The organism is Pseudomonas azerbaijanorientalis, from assembly GCF_019139795.1.
Classification (GTDB): Bacteria; Pseudomonadota; Gammaproteobacteria; order Pseudomonadales; family Pseudomonadaceae; genus Aquipseudomonas; species Aquipseudomonas laurylsulfatiphila.
In genome coordinates this window covers 5,461,829-5,482,500 of sequence record NZ_CP077078.1, presented here as the reverse complement: position 1 = coordinate 5,482,500, position 20,672 = coordinate 5,461,829, and the positions used below count along the sequence as shown (strand labels likewise).

The 20,672-nt window shown below is 59.6% G+C and carries 16 protein-coding genes, 2 rRNA genes and 1 pseudogene (1 of these 19 cut by a window edge); 12 read left to right on the top strand and 7 right to left on the bottom strand.

Annotated elements, in window-relative coordinates:
• From KSS91_RS24535 to KSS91_RS24515, 5 genes are all read left to right on the top strand, one after another.
• Nucleotides 1-1,825, top strand: a 23S ribosomal RNA gene (locus KSS91_RS24535); it begins 1,069 nt to the left of the window's first position.
• Nucleotides 1,826-1,991: 166 nt separating this feature from the next.
• Nucleotides 1,992-2,107 (top strand): 5S ribosomal RNA (gene rrf, locus KSS91_RS24530).
• 147 nt (nt 2,108-2,254) lie between these two features.
• Entirely contained in the window at nt 2,255-2,914 is a 660-nt protein-coding gene (locus KSS91_RS24525; RefSeq protein ID WP_015096843.1) for a paraquat-inducible protein A, read from the top strand.
• Nucleotides 2,901-3,524, top strand: coding sequence for a paraquat-inducible protein A (locus tag KSS91_RS24520; protein ID WP_015096842.1), 624 nt, complete (start codon nt 2,901-2,903; stop codon nt 3,522-3,524). The genes KSS91_RS24525 and KSS91_RS24520 overlap by 14 nt, the downstream gene beginning before the upstream one ends.
• Nucleotides 3,517-5,820 (top strand): PqiB family protein, encoded by a 2,304-nt coding sequence (locus tag KSS91_RS24515; RefSeq protein ID WP_217836368.1) that lies wholly within the window; start codon nt 3,517-3,519, stop codon nt 5,818-5,820. The genes KSS91_RS24520 and KSS91_RS24515 overlap by 8 nt, the downstream gene beginning before the upstream one ends.
• Before the next feature lie 226 nt (nt 5,821-6,046).
• Here KSS91_RS24515 and mksF read toward each other — a convergent pair whose 3' ends face one another.
• Genes mksF through mksB form a run of 3 tightly spaced genes read right to left on the bottom strand, consistent with a single transcriptional unit; the run spans nt 6,047 to nt 10,855 of the window.
• Nucleotides 6,047-8,887, bottom strand: a complete 2,841-nt coding sequence (gene mksF / locus KSS91_RS24510; protein ID WP_102701500.1) for an Mks condensin complex protein MksF — start codon at nt 8,885-8,887, stop codon at nt 6,047-6,049.
• Nucleotides 8,884-9,585: an Mks condensin complex protein MksE gene (gene mksE, locus KSS91_RS24505; protein ID WP_007978043.1), complete on the bottom strand. Its 702-nt coding sequence runs from the start codon at nt 9,583-9,585 to the stop codon at nt 8,884-8,886. The genes mksF and mksE overlap by 4 nt, the downstream gene beginning before the upstream one ends.
• Nucleotides 9,575-10,855, bottom strand: a complete 1,281-nt coding sequence (gene mksB / locus KSS91_RS24500) for an Mks condensin complex protein MksB (RefSeq protein ID WP_217836367.1) — start codon at nt 10,853-10,855, stop codon at nt 9,575-9,577. Before mksB ends, mksE begins: the two co-directional genes overlap by 11 nt.
• Before the next feature lie 220 nt (nt 10,856-11,075).
• Here mksB and KSS91_RS24495 point away from each other — a divergent pair, with 220 nt between their 5' ends.
• Both KSS91_RS24495 and rimI read left to right on the top strand, forming a co-directional pair.
• Nucleotides 11,076-11,822, top strand: coding sequence for an energy transducer TonB (locus tag KSS91_RS24495; protein WP_217838473.1), 747 nt, complete (start codon nt 11,076-11,078; stop codon nt 11,820-11,822).
• The gene (rimI, locus tag KSS91_RS24490) at nt 11,815-12,267 is read left to right on the top strand and encodes a ribosomal protein S18-alanine N-acetyltransferase (protein ID WP_007978046.1); all 453 of its coding nucleotides are present in this window, start codon (nt 11,815-11,817) and stop codon (nt 12,265-12,267) included. The genes KSS91_RS24495 and rimI overlap by 8 nt, the downstream gene beginning before the upstream one ends.
• Before the next feature lie 107 nt (nt 12,268-12,374).
• Here rimI and KSS91_RS24485 read toward each other — a convergent pair whose 3' ends face one another.
• Nucleotides 12,375-12,779 (bottom strand): serine kinase/phosphatase, encoded by a 405-nt coding sequence (locus KSS91_RS24485; protein WP_217836366.1) that lies wholly within the window; start codon nt 12,777-12,779, stop codon nt 12,375-12,377.
• 168 nt (nt 12,780-12,947) lie between these two features.
• On the opposite strand from KSS91_RS24485, the gene can reads away from it, so the two are divergent.
• Complete coding sequence (gene can, locus KSS91_RS24480) at nt 12,948-13,592, top strand: carbonate dehydratase (RefSeq protein ID WP_015096835.1); 645 nt, start codon at nt 12,948-12,950, stop codon at nt 13,590-13,592.
• A gap of 6 nt (nt 13,593-13,598) precedes the next feature.
• On the opposite strand, the gene KSS91_RS24475 is transcribed toward can, so the two are convergent.
• The 3 genes from KSS91_RS24475 to KSS91_RS24465 all read right to left on the bottom strand — a co-directional run bounded on the left by KSS91_RS24475 (nt 13,599) and on the right by KSS91_RS24465 (nt 16,955).
• On the bottom strand, nt 13,599-14,123 hold the full coding sequence (locus KSS91_RS24475) for an SET domain-containing protein-lysine N-methyltransferase (RefSeq protein ID WP_015096834.1): 525 nt from the start codon (nt 14,121-14,123) through the stop codon (nt 13,599-13,601).
• 145 nt (nt 14,124-14,268) lie between these two features.
• On the bottom strand, nt 14,269-15,441 hold the full coding sequence (locus KSS91_RS24470) for a hypothetical protein (protein ID WP_217836365.1): 1,173 nt from the start codon (nt 15,439-15,441) through the stop codon (nt 14,269-14,271).
• A 95-nt stretch (nt 15,442-15,536) separates the two neighbouring features.
• Nucleotides 15,537-16,955 carry a short-chain fatty acid transporter gene (locus KSS91_RS24465; RefSeq protein ID WP_095965592.1) on the bottom strand — a complete coding sequence of 473 codons (1,419 nt, stop codon included), beginning with the start codon at nt 16,953-16,955 and terminating at the stop codon, nt 15,537-15,539.
• Nucleotides 16,956-17,155: 200 nt separating this feature from the next.
• On the opposite strand from KSS91_RS24465, the gene KSS91_RS24460 reads away from it, so the two are divergent.
• From KSS91_RS24460 to KSS91_RS24450, 4 genes and pseudogenes are all read left to right on the top strand, one after another.
• Nucleotides 17,156-18,469 (top strand): MFS transporter, encoded by a 1,314-nt coding sequence (locus KSS91_RS24460; RefSeq protein ID WP_217836364.1) that lies wholly within the window; start codon nt 17,156-17,158, stop codon nt 18,467-18,469.
• A 117-nt stretch (nt 18,470-18,586) separates the two neighbouring features.
• A pseudogene (locus KSS91_RS28905) lies at nt 18,587-19,315 on the top strand (PAS domain-containing protein); the annotation flags it as partial.
• The gene (locus tag KSS91_RS28900; RefSeq protein ID WP_263986916.1) at nt 19,295-19,903 is read left to right on the top strand and encodes a methyl-accepting chemotaxis protein; all 609 of its coding nucleotides are present in this window, start codon (nt 19,295-19,297) and stop codon (nt 19,901-19,903) included. The pseudogene KSS91_RS28905 and the gene KSS91_RS28900, both read left to right, overlap by 21 nt.
• Nucleotides 19,904-20,072: 169 nt before the next feature.
• Nucleotides 20,073-20,672 carry a flavin reductase family protein gene (locus tag KSS91_RS24450; RefSeq protein ID WP_217836362.1) on the top strand — a complete coding sequence of 200 codons (600 nt, stop codon included), beginning with the start codon at nt 20,073-20,075 and terminating at the stop codon, nt 20,670-20,672.

The following is a 20,672-nucleotide window of genomic DNA, read 5'->3' as shown; positions in this document are numbered from 1 at the left end:
CCTTTAAAGAAAGCGTAATAGCTCACTAGTCGAGTCGGCCTGCGCGGAAGATGTAACGGGGCTCAAACCATACACCGAAGCTACGGGTATCACCTTCGGGTGATGCGGTAGAGGAGCGTTCTGTAAGCCTGTGAAGGTGAGTTGAGAAGCTTGCTGGAGGTATCAGAAGTGCGAATGCTGACATGAGTAACGACAATGGGTGTGAAAAACACCCACGCCGAAAGACCAAGGTTTCCTGCGCAACGTTAATCGACGCAGGGTTAGTCGGTCCCTAAGGCGAGGCTGAAAAGCGTAGTCGATGGAAAACAGGTTAATATTCCTGTACTTCTGGTTATTGCGATGGAGGGACGGAGAAGGCTAGGCCAGCTTGGCGTTGGTTGTCCAAGTTTAAGGTGGTAGGCTGAGATCTTAGGTAAATCCGGGATCTTAAGGCCGAGAGCTGATGACGAGTTACCCTTTGGGTGACGAAGTGGTTGATGCCATGCTTCCAAGAAAAGCTTCTAAGCTTCAGATAACCAGGAACCGTACCCCAAACCGACACAGGTGGTTGGGTAGAGAATACCAAGGCGCTTGAGAGAACTCGGGTGAAGGAACTAGGCAAAATGGCACCGTAACTTCGGGAGAAGGTGCGCCGGTGAGGGTGAAGGACTTGCTCCGTAAGCCCACGCCGGTCGAAGATACCAGGCCGCTGCGACTGTTTATTAAAAACACAGCACTCTGCAAACACGAAAGTGGACGTATAGGGTGTGACGCCTGCCCGGTGCCGGAAGGTTAATTGATGGGGTTAGCTAACGCGAAGCTCTTGATCGAAGCCCCGGTAAACGGCGGCCGTAACTATAACGGTCCTAAGGTAGCGAAATTCCTTGTCGGGTAAGTTCCGACCTGCACGAATGGCGTAACGATGGCGGCGCTGTCTCCACCCGAGACTCAGTGAAATTGAAATCGCTGTGAAGATGCAGTGTATCCGCGGCTAGACGGAAAGACCCCGTGAACCTTTACTATAGCTTTGCACTGGACTTTGAATTTGCTTGTGTAGGATAGGTGGGAGGCTTTGAAGCGTGGACGCCAGTTCGCGTGGAGCCATCCTTGAAATACCACCCTGGCAACTTTGAGGTTCTAACTCAGGTCCGTTATCCGGATCGAGGACAGTGTATGGTGGGTAGTTTGACTGGGGCGGTCTCCTCCTAAAGAGTAACGGAGGAGTACGAAGGTGCGCTCAGACCGGTCGGAAATCGGTCGTAGAGTATAAAGGCAAAAGCGCGCTTGACTGCGAGACAGACACGTCGAGCAGGTACGAAAGTAGGTCTTAGTGATCCGGTGGTTCTGTATGGAAGGGCCATCGCTCAACGGATAAAAGGTACTCCGGGGATAACAGGCTGATACCGCCCAAGAGTTCATATCGACGGCGGTGTTTGGCACCTCGATGTCGGCTCATCACATCCTGGGGCTGAAGCCGGTCCCAAGGGTATGGCTGTTCGCCATTTAAAGTGGTACGCGAGCTGGGTTTAGAACGTCGTGAGACAGTTCGGTCCCTATCTGCCGTGGACGTTTGAGATTTGAGAGGGGCTGCTCCTAGTACGAGAGGACCGGAGTGGACGAACCTCTGGTGTTCCGGTTGTCACGCCAGTGGCATTGCCGGGTAGCTATGTTCGGAAAAGATAACCGCTGAAAGCATCTAAGCGGGAAACTTGCCTCAAGATGAGATCTCACTGGGACCTTGAGTCCCCTGAAGGGCCGTCGAAGACTACGACGTTGATAGGTTGGGTGTGTAAGCGCTGTGAGGCGTTGAGCTAACCAATACTAATTGCCCGTGAGGCTTGACCATATAACACCCAAGCAATTTGCGTCGGCTCTCTAATCCAGAGCAACCAGATTGCGGTGTGTGAAGACGAAACGAACCGAAAGTTCGAAAGACTCACAAAACACCGAAGCTATCACATACCCAATTTGCTGAAGCGAGGCCAACTGGTCACGACTCAGTACCCGAATTTCTTGACGACCATAGAGCGTTGGAACCACCTGATCCCATCCCGAACTCAGAAGTGAAACGATGCATCGCCGATGGTAGTGTGGGGTTTCCCCATGTGAGAGTAGGTCATCGTCAAGATTAAATTCCGAAACCCCTATCTGCGTATGCAGGTAGGGGTTTTGTTTTTGGCGTGGAAAAAGCATGCTCAATCGAGCACAAATTGGCGCAGTTATTTTTGTCCCGGGACACTAGAATAGGTCCAACTTTTTCAGAGTCAGAGCGCTTATGCCGGATTCGGTTGACGCCAAAGAGCTGTCAGAATTACCACTGGAAAATCTGGTTGCCTGCCATGAGTGCGACTTGCTCATGCGTAAGCCAGAACTCGCCCATGGCGAAAAAGCCCTGTGCCCGCGCTGCGGCTACGAGCTTTATGCCAATCGGTATAACGTCGTACAGCGCAGTCTCGCACTGGTCATAGCCGCCTTGTTGTTGTTTATTCCGGCGAACTTTTTACCCATCATGCAGCTCCATCTACTCGGGCAGTCTTCGCAAGACACTGTCTGGAGCGGCGTTGTCGCCCTTTTTGACACGGGCATGCAAAGCGTTTCAGTGATTGTATTCCTGTGCAGCATGGGGATCCCGCTGCTCAAGCTGCTGTGCCAACTGGCCGTATTGTTGAGTATCCGTTTTGATGTCGGGCGCAGCTACGGTTTGTTGCTCTATCGCATTTATCACCATATACGCGAATGGGGGATGCTCGAGGTTTACTTCATGGGCGTGCTGGTGGCGATCGTCAAACTGGCAGATATGGCAGCCATCACCGTCGGCCTCGGCCTGGCGTGCTTCATTGGTTTATTGCTGATTCAAGTCTGGCTGGAGGTTGTAATGTCGCCTCACCAGATCTGGCAAGCGCTATCAGGAGAGGATGCCCATGCGGGCGATTGATGCAGGCATTCTGATTTGCAAGGAATGTCATGAATTGAACAGGCAGGAAGCTGATACCGACGAGCAAGTCTGTACTCGCTGCGGAGCGTTGGTGCATGCCCGCAGCCCGAATAGCCTGGTGCGTACCTGGGCATTGCTTATTACCGCCGCCATTCTTTACATACCGGCCAATTTGCTGCCGATCATGACCGTGAACTCCCTCGGCAAAGGCGCGCCCAGCACGATCATGGCGGGTGTGATCGAGTTGGTGCACTACGGCATGTTCCCCATTGCGGCCGTGGTTTTTATCGCCAGTATCGTGGTGCCCACTTTCAAGCTGGTGGGCATTGCTCTGCTGCTGTTTTCCGTGCAGCGCCATCAGCCCCTTTCGGCTCGCCAGCGTATCTGGATGTACCGTTTCATTGAATTCATCGGCCGCTGGTCGATGCTCGATATCTTTGTGATTGCCATCCTCGTGGCGGTCGTGAATTTTGGGCGGCTTGCCAGTATCGAAGCCAATCTTGGCGCCATCGCTTTCGCCTCGGTGGTGATTCTGACGATGCTTGCCGCAGTAACTTTTGATCCCCGACTGATTTGGGATAACACGGAGTCGGACGACGACCATGACTGATTTGCCTGTAGCGAAAACCCGACCGGCTTCGAACTGGTCTGCCATTTGGGTGTTGCCCCTGATCGCCTTGATCATCGGCGGCTGGCTCGGCTGGCGTGCTTATAACGAGACCGGTATCGAGATTCAGGTACGCTTTGAAAGTGGCGAAGGTATTCAGGCCAACAAGACCGAAGTTGTCTATAAAGGCATGTCGGTCGGCAAGGTAAAAAGCCTCAAGCTCGATGACGAAGGCAGTTCCAAAGGCGTGATCGCCAGCATCGAAATGAACAAGGACGTAGAGCAATACCTGCGCACCAGCACGCGTTTCTGGCTGGTCAAGCCGAGCGTGACGTTGGCAGGGATTACCGGTCTTGAGACGCTGGTTTCGGGCAACTACGTTGCGATCAGTCCGGGCGAGGGTGAACCGGTTCGCAAGTTCAAGGCCCTGGCCCAGGAACCGCCACTCTCCGATGCCCAGCCCGGTCTGCACTTGACCATCAAGGCTGATCGCCTCGGCTCGCTAAACCGCGGCAGCCCGGTGTTCTACAAACAGATCAAGGTAGGGCAGATCAAGAGCTATGTGCTCTCCGAAGACCAGAGCACCGTTGAACTCAAGGTTTTCATCGAGCCGACCTACGCCAAACTGGTACGCAAACACACACGATTCTGGAACGCCAGTGGCATCAGCATCGATGCCAATCTGTCGGGTGTGAAGGTTCGCAGTGAATCCCTGGCCAGCATTGTTGCCGGTGGTATTGCGTTCGCTACACCAGAAAACCGCAAGGACAGCCCGCCTACCGACCCAAGCCTTCCGTTCAGACTGTATGAAGACTTCGATGCAGCGGCGGCCGGTATCCGGGTCAAGGTCAAGCTCAGCGACTTCGAAGGCTTGCAGGCCGGTCGTACGCCGGTGATGTACAAAGGCATTCAGGTCGGCAACCTCAAGGCGCTGAAGGTCGATCCTGATCTGTCCGGGGCCACCGCCGAGTTGACGATGGACCCGTTGGCCGAAGATTACCTGGTCGACGGCACGCAGTTCTGGGTGGTCAAACCGTCGATTTCTCTCGCCGGGATTACTGGTCTCGAGGCGTTGGTAAAAGGCAACTACATCGCTGTGCGTCCTGGCGACAAGGGTGCCGCACCGCAACGCGAATTCGTGGCGCGGCCCAAGGCGCCACCCCTGGATCTGCGTGCGCCCGGCCTGCACCTGGTGTTGTTCACCGAAAACCTTGGCTCGCTGGAAGTTGGCAGCCCGGTTCTCTACAAGCAGGTCAAGGTCGGTTCGGTACAGAGCTATCAGTTTTCGCGCACCAAAAAGCAATTGATCATCGGTGTGCATATCGAGAAGGAATACGAGGATCTGGTCAACGCCTCGACACGCTTCTGGAATGCCAGCGGCATCACGCTCACGGGTGGACTGACCGGTGGTGTTCAAGTCAAGAGTGAATCGCTGCAAAGCCTGATGGCCGGCGGTATCGCGTTTGAAACCCCGGAAGCCAAGGCGCCGCTACAAAAGCGCATTCCACGTTTCCGCTTGTTCGCCAGCCATGACGACGCCACGCAAAAGGGCGAGGTGATTACCATCAAGGTAGATCGCGCCGATGGATTGCGTACGGGCACGCCGATTCGCTTCAAGGGCCTGGATGTCGGCAAGATCGAAGACGTTGACCTGAGTGACGACCTGCAATCGGTGCTGCTGACCGCGCGGATTACGGAAGTGCCGGAGCGCATCGCCCGGGTTGGCAGTCAGTTCTGGGTGGTCAAGCCTGAACTGGGGCTGATCAAGACATCGAACCTTGAAACCCTGGTGACCGGGCAATACATCGAAGTGCTGCCGGCTGCCAAGAATCTGGGGCCGCAGAAAAGCTTCATGGCCCTGGCCAGTCCGCCTGAAGCTGTAAAGCGTGAAGACGGTTTGAGTCTGGTGCTCAGCGCCGCTCGTCGCGGTTCGCTGAAGGCCGGCGTGCCGGTAACGTATCGCGAAATCACGGTGGGCAAGGTAACGGGTTATGAATTGGGGCAAACCGCCGATCGTGTCCTGATCCATATCCTGATCGAACCGAAGTACGCGCCGCTGGTGCGTAGCGGCACGCGCTTCTGGAACACCAGCGGTTTCGACTTCGATGTCGGACTGTTCAGAGGTGCAACGGTGCGCACTGAATCCCTGGAGACGATGATTCAGGGCGGTGTCGCCTTCGCCACGCCGGACGGCGAGCGCATGGGCAGCCCGGCGCGACCGGAGCAGACCTTCGCGTTGTTCGACAAGTTCGAAGACGAATGGCTGACCTGGGCGCCGAAGATTTCGCTGGGTAAATAGTCTGAGGGTTATGTAGCGTCAGTGATGACGCTTTCGCGGGCAAGCCCGCTCCCACAGGGGACTGGGTTTTTCCTGAAGAAATGCGATCAAATGTGGGAGCGGGCTTGCCCCGGGCGGCGTTCCGACGAAGAGGCCCTGAAGTTCACTGCAAAGCTAAATGGCAGACCAATGAAAAAGGCCGCGATCCAATGGATCGCGGCCTTTTTCATTGCCTTCGATTCAAGCCTCAGACCGCATCCAGCTCCGGTTCATCCGCTTGTTCGTTGACCGTCGCCTTCACCTGATCATGACGACGGATGTACTTCCAGTCCGCCTCGTCGATGTAGATTCCGGCCGGGCCGCTGCCGCCTTCCAGGTCGATGGCGACACTGGCGCAGACCTGTGGCTTCACGCTCGCCAGGATCGGCACGAAGCCCAGTTGCAAGCTGGTTTCCAGCAAGGCGGCCTGGTTCTTCTCATCGATGTCCGCTGCCTCATCGAGGTAGTACGGCAGGCGCACGCGACCGGCCTGGTCACGGTCCATCAAGTGCAGCAACAAATACATGTTGGTCAGCGCCTTGATGGTCATGGTGGTGCCGTTGGACGCGGCGCCGTCGATGTCGGTGTGAATCACCGGTTGGCCGTTGACCTTGGTGATCTCGAACGCCAGCTCGAACAAGTCCTTGAGGCCGAGCTGGTTGTGGTTCGCCGCCACCAGTCGCGCCAGGTATTCCTTGGCTTCTTCGTTCTTGTTGTCCTGCTCGGCACTTTGGCTGAGGTCGAAGACCGACAGGGTTTCGCCTTCCTCGTACTGACCGGCGCTGTGGATGATCTGGTCGATGTGCTTGAGCGCTTCCTTGTTTGGTGCGAGCACGATGCGGAAGCTTTGCAGGTTGGAGACCTGGCGTTTGTTGATTTCGCGGTTGAACAGCGCCAACTGGTGTTCGAGGCTGTCGTAGTCGCTGCGGATGTTGCGCAGGGTCCGTGCGATGTCCGTCACGGCGGCACGGCGAGCCTTGCCCAGGGTCAGGGCTTCGTCGGTTCGGTGTGCATAGGCGTTGATCAACAGCTGCAGGCGACGCTCCATATCGTCTTCGCTGTCGAACTTGGCCACGCCCTTGAGGCGCACCTGAGCGTACAGCGCTTCGATCTGGCCATCGGCCCGCAGCAGGCCTTGCCAGCTGTCCTGATAGTCGTTGAGCAGCGGCAGCAGATTGTCCATGGAGTCGTCGATCGGGTCCATGAACGGCGTGCCGAACGGCAGGTCCGCCGGCAACAGCTGACGGCGGCGCAGGGCGTCGTCGAGGGTGCGTTGCTTGGCTTCCATGTCGCCGATCTGCCGGCCGACCAATTGCAGCTTGGCCGACAGTTGCTGGACGCGCTCGGTAAAGGCGTCGCTGGAACGCTTCAATTCGTCCTGTGCGGCTTCCATCTGAGCCATCTGTTCCAGCTTGTCGCCTTCTTCGGCGCTCAGGGTTTGCGCGCGACGGAAGTCTTCCAGGGCTTTCTGCGCATCCAGCACTTGCTGGTACAGCACTTCGGTCTGGGTCTTGCTCGCGGCGCGGTCGGCGGCCACGGCTTGCTGGGTTTTCAGTTGCTTGAGTTCTTTTTCCAGACGTTCTTTCTGGTCGCGCAGGGCCGCACGGTCAGCCAGGGCCTGCAATGCCGGTGGTTCGATGTGCGAGATGTCGATGGACAGGCCCGGCACTTCGAAGCGCTCACCTTTGAAGCCGTCGAGGATCAGCTCCACGGATTTCACCCAGTCGCCGTTTTCGTCGAGGGTGATGCCATGTTCGCCCAGCGGCAGGCTGAACAGCGCGCTGTTGAACAGGCGCATCAGGCGCTCGACGTCCTGCTGCGAGAACTCTTCGCGCAGTCGGGCGTAGCTGTTGTTGTCGGCGTGATCGAGCTGCTGCTTGACCGACTTCAGGCGTTTTTCCAGGTCGCGCAGGCGCTCGTCGAGGTCTTCGGCGCTGAACTGACGAGACTGCGCCAAGGCACCGGCCAGTTCATCGTGGGCGTCCTTGGCGGCCAGCAGTTGCTGCTCCAGCACCTTGACGTCATCGACCAGGGCAAAGCGATGCTTGAGCACCGACAATTCGCCGAGCCAGCGCTGGATGCCGGTGATTTCCCGTTCCAGGCGCATCAGTTCCTGAGTGCCACCGCGCTGGTCGTTTTGCAGGGCGTCCTGCTCATTGCGGTAGTGCTCGGCCTGAATGGTCAGCTCTTCCTTGCGCGCACTGGCGTAGTCCGACCAGGTGCCCAGCAATGAATCGAGCAGCGGCGAGATGCGGTGCAGTTTGCCGCGCAGAATGTCGCGTTGCTTCACGCCGTTGGCCAATGCTTCGACCAATGGGCCGGCGGCCACCAGCGAGTTGTAGTCCTGCTCCATGCGTCGTACATCGCGGAAGGCTTCTTCGCACGCGGCAATGTAATCGACGCTGCCGGATCGCAGACTGTGTTCGAAGGCATCGAGGAACAGCTGCTTGAGTTTGGCCGCGGTGATTTCGCGCATGTGCAGCAGGTTGATGAACAGTGCGCGGAAGGTCTTCAGGCTCTGCTCACTGGTGGAGCGCAGCGGGATCAGCGTCAGGTCCAGCGGGATCGAGGTGTGGCCACCGACCAGCAAGCGGCGCAGTTCGTCCGGCTTGAGTTCGTAGGCTTTCAGGCCTTCGCGTTCAAGGTTGGTGAACAGCTCTTTCTGACGCAGGCAGGTGTCGTTTTTCTGGTAGTGGGCCAGGTCCAGCTTGCCAGCGTAGGCAAAGAACTGGTGACCGAAACCGCCACCGGGGCCGCGACCGACCACGCCGATCACGTGCGGACCGTGGGGCAGGTTGACTTCGACCAGGATGTAGCTGGTGTCCGAGGCGAAGTAGAAGCGCCGGGATTGTTCCAGGCTGTACTTGCCGAAGCTCATGTCCGACATGCGCGCCAGGATCGGGAACTGCAAGGCGTTGATCGAGGCGGATTTACCGAGGTTGTTCGCGCCGTACACCGACAGCGGCTCTTCCAGCGGGAACAGGCCGAGGCTGTAGCCGGCGGTGTTCAAAAGGGCAAAGCGGCGGATGCCGTAACGTTCCTTGCTCATGCGTCGAGCTCCTGTTCTTCGGCAATGGCCCGGGCCAGGGCGTCTTCTTCGCTTTCACTTTCGAATTCGCTCAAGTCGAGCGGATCGTCGGTCTGCAGCAGTTTTTCGTCACTGTCTTCATCGATCAGTACCGGTACCGGCAACGGCAGGACGCTGTGCAGGCTGGCGGCCAGATCGCGGTCCTGCTGCACCGACAGGCACACATCGAGGAAACGGTGCATCGGCGGCAGGAAACGGTAGACGCCGTTTTCTTCACTGGCGAAACCGAGCTGGGTCATGCGGCGCATGATCTTTTCTTCCAGCTCGTCCTGGGTCTGCACCTCGGCCTGGATGAACAGGTCGCGGTACTTTTCCAGCAGCGACGGCAGCTCATCGCGGCCGAGGCTGCCACCGTCGAGCACGGAGATCGGGTCGCGGCCCTGGTCGGCCAGGTGCTCGACGAGGATGAAGGTGAACAGCGCCAGGCGCTGGGCGGTCTTGTTCACCGCCGCTGCCGCGAGGTCCGGCACGAAGTAGTAGAAGCCGCGGGTGTCGCAGACCAGTTCAAAACCCAGTGCCTTGAACAGCGTGCGGTATTGGTCCTGAAAGTTCGACAACTGTGCGTACAGCTCCGGATCGCGGCGGCTGACGTGGTAACCCTTGAACAGCTCGCGAAAGATCGGCGCCAGATGGGACAGTTCGGATAGATCAAGATGCATGAGGAATGCTCGCAGAATTCTCGGCGGCGTCATCGCTGACCGAGAGCAGGGCGAAGGAGCGCAGGCTGACCTGGTGCTCGTGAGTAAGGTATTCGCGACGTTCCAGACGCTCGCGCTTGAAGCGTTTTTCCCGCGACAGGCGCGAGAACCAGTACAGCAATTCGTCGGTGGCGCCGTCCGGTTCCTGCTCCAGCAACCAGGTCATCAGGTCCGGCATCGGCAGGGCGTCTTCGCAGCGCTCGAGCATTTCCCGAACCGTGCGAGGCGCGCGTGGCGCATCGCCGCCTTTTTGGGTCTTGTGCGCCTTGGGGAAACGCGCCGGTTTCGGTTCGAAACGCGCTAGCGCGTAGACGTAGGCTTCAACCTGACTGGCGCTGCCGAGGAAAGTGCTTTGCGGCCGTGTGAACAGCGGCATCGCCGCTTGTGGTACGGCATCGATGCCCTTGCGCCGGATGGCGGCCAGGGCCAGCGCTGCGCCACGGGTCACGGCATTGTGCCGGCGGGCCTCTTCACGCAACGGCAAGAGCAGCTCGCGGGCATGGCGCAGGGTCAGCTGGGCGCTGGTCTGCATTTCGAGGATGCGCGCGTGGGTGCGCAGCAGCATGTCGTCGTCGACCAGGTGGCCGAGACGCTGCTGTTCGCTGAGCATCTTCAGCAGCACGGTTTCGACCTTGCGCACGCCTTGCTCGAAGGCGCCGTCGGCGTTCACCAGATCAATCATCGGCTCGACGTATTCGTCCCAGGTCGCCAGTACTTCCGCGTAACGCTGGCGCAACGGAATCTGCCGATCGCTGGTTTTCGCCCGTTCGGCGACGGCCACCAGTGCCTGTTCGTCGTTATCGAGTTTTTTCAGCACGTCACGCACGCGCATGTCGAGCAGGCGCAACTGGCGGGCCAGGTCATTACCGTCGCGAATGTCGAACGCGTCCTGGATATAGCCGGCCAGACGCTCAAGGTGGCGCAGGTAGGCTTCGATCTCCAGGCACAGGCCCAGGCGGTGTTCACGGCGCAGATAGGCGAGGAAGTCGTGAATCTGCGCATTGAGCTCGAAACGGTTCGGGCTTTTGGCCACGGGAACCAGGATGTCGAGGCGAATCCACACGTCGAGCAGGCTGGTAATGTCCTGCGGCGTGCTGTCGAGTTGCTGGGCGGCCAGTTGCGTGCGCAGTTCGTTGAGGCTCAGTGTGCCTTGGTCGAAGTGCTCGCACAGTGGCTCCAGAAGTGCCCAGTGTTCAGCGAGGGCGCGCAAGACGCGCTTGGGTTCGATCATCGGAATGGCCGGCTGGTTGGCGATTAAAAGCAGCGATTGTACTGCATCGGGGGCAATGCGATTCACTCTCGGGACGGGCTGTTGTTTTTTCTGTCCGTGAAGTCTATCGATCAACAGCGCGCGATCTTGTGCGAACGGCGGTAGAATCAGCGCACTTTAGTTATCCACAAGTGACCGACCTTTGCTTATCGAGTCCCGTCGTCGCGCTTATTTGAACGCCATGCAGGTGGTCAACTGGCTGCCGCGCACCGAATTGCCCTTTGCTGCGCCGTCGCGGCCCGAGCTGCTGGAGATACCCGAGCCGGCCGAGGCCGCGCCTATCGTACCGGCTGTCGTGGCTGAGACGCCCGTGACGCCTGTGGTCAAACCGGCCGAGCGGGTGAAGATCGAGGTGCCGCGACCATCGCTGGCGAGCACTCGCACCGGTGCCAAACCGGTGGAAGAGGCCGAAGAGGCACCCGTCGTGGTCAAGGCACCGGTCGTGCCGCCGCCGCGTTTCGCCCTGCAGTTGCTGCGGGCCGGGCGTTGCCTGCTGCTGGTGGAGTTACCCACAGGCGAATCCTTCCAGACCCGCGACCCTGCTTATCTGCTGCTCAAGGACATGCTGCGCGCCGCCGGTCTGCCGGACAGCCCGCAGATCGTCGGCGAGCCGGTGCGCTGGCCGCTGCTGGTGCGTGGCACGATGGATCAGGGCCCGGAAGCGGCCCGCGACTTCGTGCAAGGTTTTCTCTCGGTGCGCATGGAAGAAACGCCCTGCGCCTGCCTGTGGCTGATCGGCCTGCCCGCCGTGCGTTTTGCCGGCGAAGCGGATGCCGAGGCGTTCAATCGCGAGTTGCAGATCGAAGGCTTGGGCTCGGCCTGGGCGGTACCGGGCCTGGAATTATTAATGGAAGAGCCACAGCGTAAGGCTGATGTCTGGCAAGCCATGCGTCGGCTGATGGCGCGTTGGAAAGAATCGAATGAGTGACGCTGTATCGTTTCGCCCGATGACCGAGGCGGACCTGGAGACCGTGCTGAAAATCGAGTACGCGGCCTATAGCCATCCCTGGACTCGCGGGATTTTCCTCGACGGCCTGGGCAAGTACCAGATCTGGCTGATGTTCGAAGGCCAGCAACAGGTGGGCCACGGTGTGGTGCAGATCATCCTCGACGAGGCGCACCTGCTGAACATCACGGTCAAGCCGGAAAACCAGGGCCGCGGCCTGGGGCTGACATTGCTGGAGCATTTGATGTCGATTGCCTACAAGGCCGACGCCCGGGAGTGTTTCCTGGAAGTGCGCGACAGCAATACCGCAGCGTTCAAACTGTACGAGCGTTATGGTTTCAACGAGATCGGCCGACGCCGGGATTACTACCCGGCGGTGGGCGGTCGCGAAGATGCGGTGGTCATGGCCTGCACATTGGTCGATTGAGCTTAAAAGCTCTTCGCGAGCAGGCTCGCTCCCACAGAGATTTGTGTCGTACATAAAACCTGTGGGAGCGAGCCTGCTCGCGATGGCGATCTTTCAGGCACTGAAGATCAGCGCTTGCCGTCCATCGGATCGCGTCGCGCCATTTCCGCTTCATCCAGGCCATTGCCACCGCCAATATCGTCCTCATCGACGATGCTCAGGTCCCAATCCGCGCGTTTATCATTGCCCGCCTCATGAGCATCCCGGGCGCCGTCTTCACGGATCAGGGTTTCCGGGCTCAGGTCGTCGTCGGTAGGTTGATGGTCGCCGGTCGAGGCGCCCGTCAGGTCTGCTTCACGTCCGCGGCGGGGTGGCATCAGTTGTTCGCGCTCGTTTTCCGGCAGCTCGTCACCGATCCTGGCGCTGGGCTCTTCGGTGTCGAAATCCAGCTCGCGCACCGAGCCCATGCGGTCTTCGTTATCATCGACCGGTTCCGGTTGCACCGCATCGTACGGACGTCGTGAATCATTCATGGCAATTCCTCATACTGTAGGCCTTACTACGGTTGACCCACGTGGCTACCGAGAATTCCACCGGCATGGAGCCCCTTGTACCGGATCAGGAGAGTATCCGCATTTCGCGCGTGACCCCGACGGACGGTTGTCAGTCAAAGCTGCGCATCATTCTTGAGGCTTCAGAGCATGAACGAATTACAAGATCTGATTGATAACAACGAGCGTTGGGCCGCTGCGATCAAGGAGGAGGATCCTGACTTCTTCGCCAAGCTGGCCCGCCAACAGACCCCTGAGTTCCTGTGGATCGGTTGTTCCGATGCCCGGGTGCCGGCCAATGAGATCGTTGGCATGCTGCCGGGCGATCTGTTCGTACACCGTAATGTGGCCAACGTCGTGCTGCACACCGACCTCAACTGCCTGTCGGTGATTCAGTACGCGGTCGACGTACTCAAGGTCAAGCACATCCTCGTCACCGGCCACTATGGCTGCGGCGGCGTGCGCGCCTCGATGCAGGATCGCCAGTTCGGCCTGATCGACGGCTGGCTGCGCTCGATTCGCGACCTCTATTACGAAAAGCGCGAAGAACTCGCCAAACTGGACACCGAAGAAGAGCGGGTCGACCGTCTCTGCGAACTCAACGTGATCCAGCAAGTGGCCAACGTCGGGCACACCAGCATTGTGCAAAACGCCTGGCACCGTGGGCAGAGCCTGTCGATTCATGGCTGCATCTACGGTATCAAGGACGGTCGCTGGAAGAGCCTGAACGCCACCATCAGCGGCTTCGAGCAGTTGCCGCCGCAGTACCGCCTGCGTCCGTTCGAACCCCTGTAAAGCCCTTCAGCGCGGACTTTGCCGACGCCACTGTTGCAAAAACAGCTGGCCGTCGGCGTTCGGCGCTTCATCGAAGCCAGTGATCCAGCCCCGGCAGTTGTATGAACCGCAGCGGCAGGCGAACTGGCGCAGCAGTTTGTCTTCCGTGGCAGCGTAATCCATCGACAGCCAGTCACCTTTCTGAATGTCTTTGAGCGCCCACAACCACAGCTCACTCATGTCGAGAAATACGTTCGGGTCGCAAGAGTGGCGCAGCAGCCCGCAGAAATGCGGGTCATGGACATGAATATCCCGGGCCAGTTGTCGGGTATGCCGGCCACGACAGGGCAGCAAATGCCCCGATACCCGGCAGATCCGGCTTATGCGGGGAAACTCGCGCAACGCTGCCGCGGCCATGGGTGTGCCTTGGTCGTTCGAGAGAATCTCGAAATCGGCCAGGGATGGATATCCGAGGTACGGGGGTAGCTCCACAAAAGGGTAAATACCCTGCGGCGGCGGTGCGAGAGACTTGCGCAGTGCATCGGCTTTCATAACGATCCCTGTCGGCTGGGTGCTGCGACTTCCATCGGCTGACGATCCAGTCAGCGCTGCAGCACATGGAGTACGGCCCAAGCCTCTCGCAGATATCGCGGGCGGTCTACTGTCAAAACTGACAGATGGACTGCCGATAGTCGGTTTACAGCGGTGGCGCGGGCAGGGCGGTGGCCGGTGCGGGTGCCTTGAGCTGTTTGAGCTGCAACTGGATCGCTGCTGTCGAGCATTTGGCCGCCGCTTGTCCCGGCGTCAGGTTGCGAATCGAGGTGTAGAAAAGCGCACAGGTTTTTTCCTTCTCGGCCACTTGCCAGGTTTGTGTGCAGGTTTTCAGCTCGACATCGGCATTGCCGTCCGGTTGGCGGCCCATGACGGCCTGCCAGCATGCGGCACTCAAATCCTGACCCATGACTTTCAGCCCCGCCGCATCGGCCTTGGCCTTGGCATCGTTGCCGGAATAGCTTGCCGGATCGGCGGCATACCAGATGTAGCTTGGGTGGTTGGAACCCAGCACCCGCACCTTCACCCCGTCACTCGGGCTGATCGTCGCCAGCCCCAGCACATTCACGGTCGCCCCGTATTGTTGCTTGATCCAGTTACGCACCGGTGAGCCGAAGGCGACCATCGGCAATGTTTCACCGCTGGCGTGCAGGCTGACGTTCCTTACCATGGTGGTCTGGTAGTCGTTGAAGTAGCTGTAGACGCCCTCCAGGTCCTTGCCGGCGTTGGAGGGGGCGGCAATAGGGGCGATGTCGATGATGGTCTGAAAGGCCGGCGTCTGCTCGGCCGGGATGCCATTGATGGTGAGCAGCGAGGCCCACCGATCCGTGGTGGCGGACTTCAGGTAATCCTGGGCCTGGGTCAACGAATAGTCGGGCGGGAAGTGCAGCAACTCGACACTTCTGCGGTTCTCCAGGGCCATGCCCAGCGGCAGGAACAGGTACCAGCTGTACGCCCACTTGCCGTCGGCATTCAGTTTGCTGGCGCCGTTATAGGCCAGGTCACCGGCATCGAGCAGCGCTGCCAAAGGTTTTTCATAGCTATTGGGCACGCCGATGATTTGCGCGTGGAGCTGACCATTGTCGTTTTTGACCAGAACCTTCGCGTCGCCGTAGCCATCGCGCTGCACGCTCTGGGTCAGGTAATGCTCGACGGTTTGCTCGAGCGTCCAGTTGCGAAAGCAGATCACGTTGCAATTGTTGGGGTAGGCGAAGAGGCGGGTAACGCGTTCGGTAGTGCCCAGCTTCAAATTGACATCGGCGTGGGCGGTGGTGCTCAGGGTGAAGGCTGCGAGGGTGAGTGCCGCAAGTTTGAACATGCTCAGATCCTTTTCAGCGTATTAGACCAGCAGATACAGAAACCGACGGGCGGAACAACAAGGGGCCGATCAATACCGGCCCCCTTTCTTTTAGGTTACGGCATGACTGGCGGCAAATACGCCAGCGTCGTCCCCAGTGCCCATAACAACACTAGCACCAGTGGCGTGTGTACCAGTAACTGCACGAACGAGAAACCGATCAGGTCCCGCGCCTTCAGCCCCAGCACGCCCAGCAATGGCAGCATGTAGAAGGGGTTGATCAGATTCGGCAAGGCTTCGGCGGCGTTGTAGATCTGTACCGCCCAACCCAGGTGATAGTTCAGGTCATTGGCCACCTGCATCACGTACGGCGCTTCGATGATCCACTTGCCGCCACCGGACGGAATGAAGAAACCGAGGATCGCCGAGTACACGCCCATCAGCACGGCATAGGTGTCGTGGGAGGCAATGCTGACGAAGAAGGTCGAGATGTGATGCGCCAGGGTCTGCGCATCGGCGCCCTTGACCGTGGTCATCAGTGCCGCAATCGAGCCATACAGCGGGAACTGGATCAACACCCCGGTGGTGGTTGGCACCGCACGGGACACGGCATCCAGAAAGCTGCGAGGGCGCCAGTGCAGCAGGGCACCGAGCATGATGAACAGGAAGTTGTAGGTGTTCAGCCCGGAAATCGCACTGATGGCCGGTTTGGTCGAAAACTCATGGAACAACCATCCGGCAGCCAGCAGCACCAGCAGAATCGTCAGCAGCGGGCTGTGCTCCAGCCATTCGCCGGGGCGGGTGCGTGGTTGCAGCGGTGGCAGGTTGAAACTCGGGTCGACGCCACAGGCCTTGGCGTCACGCGCCGAATTCGGGCCGGGGGCGGTGGCGTAGGCGATGATCAGCGAAATCACGATCAAGGCCAGCAACATCACGCCGGACTGCCAGAGAAAGATCGTCTGGGTGAATGGAATCACCCCGGTGATCGACAGAATCGAGGGCGGCAGGCTACCCGGGTTGGCCTGCAATTGAGCCGCCGATGACGACAGGCCCAGGGCCCACACGGCACCGAGCCCCAGGTAGGCGGCGGCACCGGCGGCACGGTAATCCATTTTCAGATCGGTGCGGCGGGCGAGGGCGCGCACCAGTAATCCGCCGAACACCAGGGACAAGCCCCAGTTCAGCAGCGAGGCGACCATCGAGATCAGCGCGACCCAGGCCACGGCAGAGCGGCCGTTTTTCGGGATTTTCGCCAGACGGTCGATCAGTTTCACCGCCGGTGGTGAACTGGCGACCACATAACCGCCGATCACCACGAAGGCCATCTGCATGGTGAAAGGGATCAGGCTCCAGAAGCCATCACCGAAGGCCATGGCGGCGTCGGTGGGCTTGGCGCCCATGGCCATGGTGGCCACCGCCACGATAATCACCGCCAGGGCAGCAAACACCCAGGAGTCGGGGAACCAGCGTTCGGCAAAACTTGAACAGCGCAGGGCAAAGCGGGCGGAGCGGCTATCTTCGATATCAGCGGCCACGGGGGTACCTCGAATTTTTATGTTTGTAGTGGTCTTCGGGGCGGCAACCGCCCGTCTGGACAGACGCCAACATTAATTCAAGCCGTGGATTTTTGCGGGGCTGATTCGTGGCTATGGGACTTTGGTCTAACGGGTTGTCCGCCAGCGCGTTTGCGTAGACCATGGGCGCCTTGGTTTTTGCCTGTGCCAGAGTTCTTTACATGACTGCCAACACCGATTCGCGCCCGGCGCCGTTCAGCCGCTCGGACTACAAGACCCTGGGGCTTGCCGCCCTGGGCGGCGCGCTGGAAATCTACGACTTCATCATTTTCGTGTTTTTCGCCCTGACCCTCAGCCAGTTGTTCTTCCCGCCGGAAATGCCCGAGTGGCTGCGCCTGCTGCAAAGCTTCGGGATTTTCGTCACCGGTTACCTGGCGCGACCGTTGGGCGGCATCCTGATGGCGCACTTCGCCGATCGCCTAGGGCGCAAGAAAGTCTTCAGCCTGAGCATCCTGATGATGGCGTTGCCCTGCCTGCTGATCGGGATCATGCCGACCTACGCGCAAATCGGTTATTTCGCACCCCTGTTGCTATTGGTTCTGCGTGTTCTCCAGGGCGCGGCGGTGGGCGGCGAAGTGCCGAGTGCCTGGGTTTTCGTCGCCGAGCATGCGCCGGTCGGTCACCGGGGCTATGCCCTGGGTTTCCTGCAGGCGGGGCTGACTTTCGGCTATCTGATCGGTGCCTTGACCGCGACCTTCCTGGCGCAGGCCTTCACTCCGGCGGAAATTCTCGATTACGCCTGGCGTTATCCCTTCCTGCTCGGCGGCGTGTTTGGAGTGATCGGCGTCTGGCTGCGTCGCTGGCTCAGCGAAACCCCGGTGTTCATGGCCATGCAGGCGCAGCGCGAGGCGGCTGGCGAACTGCCGCTACGCACGGTCCTGCGTGAGCATCGGCTGGCCATTTTGCCGGCGATGATTCTCACCTGTGTGCTGACTTCGGCCGTGGTGGTGTTCGTGGTCATTACCCCGACCATGATGCAGAAAACCTTTGGCATGACCGCCAGCCATACCTTCGCCTTGAGCGCACTGGGCATCGTGTTCCTGAACATCGGCTGCGTGCTCGCCGGGCTGCTGGTCGACCGCATTGGCGCCTGGCGCACGGTGATGTTCTATAGCCTGCTGCTGCCGCTGGGCATCGGTGTGCTTTACAGCTGCCTGATCACGGGCGGTGACTGGGTCGGCCTGGCTTACGCCGTGGCAGGGCTGGCCTGCGGGGTGGTCGGCGCGGTGCCATCGGTGATGGTCAGTCTGTTCCCGGCGCGAATTCGCGTCTCGGGCATCTCGTTTACCTACAACATTGCCTACGCCGCGTGGGCGAGTGTCACGCCGCTGTTGTTGATCGGCCTGATGCCGTGGAGTCCGTGGATCTGCGTGATGTTCAGTGCGTTGATGGGCATGGTGGGCGTGGGCAGTGCGGCTTATTTCGGTGCGCGGATGCCGAGAATCGCAGGCTGTTCTGCCGCTGGCGCGCATTGATCGGGCGCGTCGTCACTATTTTTGTAGGACAAGCCTGAAGCACGCTTAAGAAAATGTTTCCAAGGCCGATGGTTAGGCTGCATATCGCTTTTTATCCCTGTCCATCGGTGCTTTCCCATGTTCAATAAACGCTTGAAGCAGGAGCTGTCGGCTCTTCGTGAAGAACTCTCCAGCCTCCAGCAAGTGAAGGAAAGTCTGGAAAGCGAAATGCTGGTGCTGACCCTCGACAGCGATGGACGGGTTCAGTCGGTCAATCAGAACTTCCTCGGCGAAATGCATTACAAGAGCGCCGACCTGATCGGCCGACACATCGACGACCTCGTCCCGGAACACGTGAAATTCGACGAATTCCAGCAACGCTTCAAGAGCGCGTTGACCCGTGGCGAGCACTTCGCCGGTGCGGTACGCCTGTTGCGTGGCTCGGGTCAGGAAGCGTGGTTGCGTTCGATCCTGCAGCCAGTGCGCTCGGCGGACGGTCGGATCAAGTGTTTCTCGATCTTCTCCAGCGACCTGACCCGCACCATCGAGGCCTCCCGCGAACACGAGAACCTGATCGGTGCGCTGGTGCGCTCCACGGCGGTGATCGAATTCGACCTCAACGGCAACGTGCTGACCGCCAACGACCGCTTCCTCAGTGGCATGGGTTACAGCTTGGCGCAGATCAAGGGCAAGCATCACCGTACCTTTTGCCTGCCGGAGGATTACAACAGTGCCGAGTACCAGAACTTCTGGCGTCGGCTGAACGCGGGTGAGTACGTGGCCGACCGTTTCAAGCGTGTCGACAGCCATGGTCGTGCGGTCTGGCTGGAGGCGTCCTACAACCCGGTGGTCGATGCCAACAATAAGCTCTACAAAGTGGTGAAGTTCGCCACGGTGATTACCGATCAGGTCAATCAGGAGCAAGCCGTCGCCGAGGCGGCCAACATTGCCTACAGCACCTCGCAGCAAACCGACCAAAGCGCCCAGCGCGGTAACGCCGTGGTGACCCAGGCCGTGGACGTGATGCGTGACCTGGCCAAACACATGCAAACCGCCGGCGACGGCATCGAAGCCTTGAACGAGCAGTCGCTGGTGATCGGCACCATCGTCAAAACCATCAGCGGCATTGCCGAACAGACCAACCTGCTGGCGCTCAACGCGGCCATCGAAGCGGCGCGTGCGGGCGAGCAGGGTCGCGGCTTCGCCGTGGTGGCGGATGAAGTCCGGCAACTGGCGTCGCGTACCAGCCAGGCCACCGACGAAATCGTCCTCGTGGTGCGGCAGAACCAGGACATGGCGCGCAACGCCGTGGCCTTGATGACCGATGGCAAACTCCAGGCCGAACAGGGCCTGGCGCTGGCGGCGGAAGCGGGCACGGTGATTGTCGAGATCCAGGACGGTGCACAGAAAGTGGTCAATGCGGTGGGGCAGTTTGCCAATCAACTCACTAACTGACCTGCGATCAGCTTTTGGTGGGAGTGGGCTTGCTCCGGGCGGCGTTCCGACGAAAGCGGTGTGTCATTCAACGCAACCGTGACTGAACTGACGCTTTCGCGAGCAAGCCCGCTCCCACAGGGTTACGTGGGCGCTACAATCGGCTCCTTTCCCCCAGGAGCAGACTTCCATGAGCGCTTCCCACCGCCGTCCGGTTCCCTTGTCCAAGGCTTATCGTCTGCTCAATCATGGCCCGACCGTGCTGGTCAGCGCCGCCAACGATGGCCGGCGCAACATCATGGCGGCAGCCTGGGCCATGCCGCTGGATTTCGAACCACCGAAAATTGCCGTGGTGCTGGACAAGTCCACCTGGACTCGCCAGTTGCTGGAAGCCTCGGGCACTTTTGTGCTGAATGTTCCCTGCGCTGCCCAGGCCGACATTGTGCAGACCGTTGGTTCGACCTCCGGCCTGGAGTTGAGCCAGGACCAAGGGCGCGACAAGTTCGAGACCTATGACTTGCAGACATTCACCGGCGAGTCGGTCGATGCGCCGATGCTCGAGGGCTGCGTGGCCTGGCTGGAATGTCGTCTGTTGCCGGAGCCGAACAATCACCAGCAATACGATCTGTTCCTGGCCGAAGTGATTGCTGCCCAGGCCGACGAGCGCGTGTTCAGCGAAGGGCGCTGGCACTTCGAAGGGCAAGACGCCTTGCGCACCTTGCACCACGTGGCGGGCGGGCACTTCCTGACCATTGGCGAGCCGGTGGACGGCAAGAGCTTGCAGCCGTAA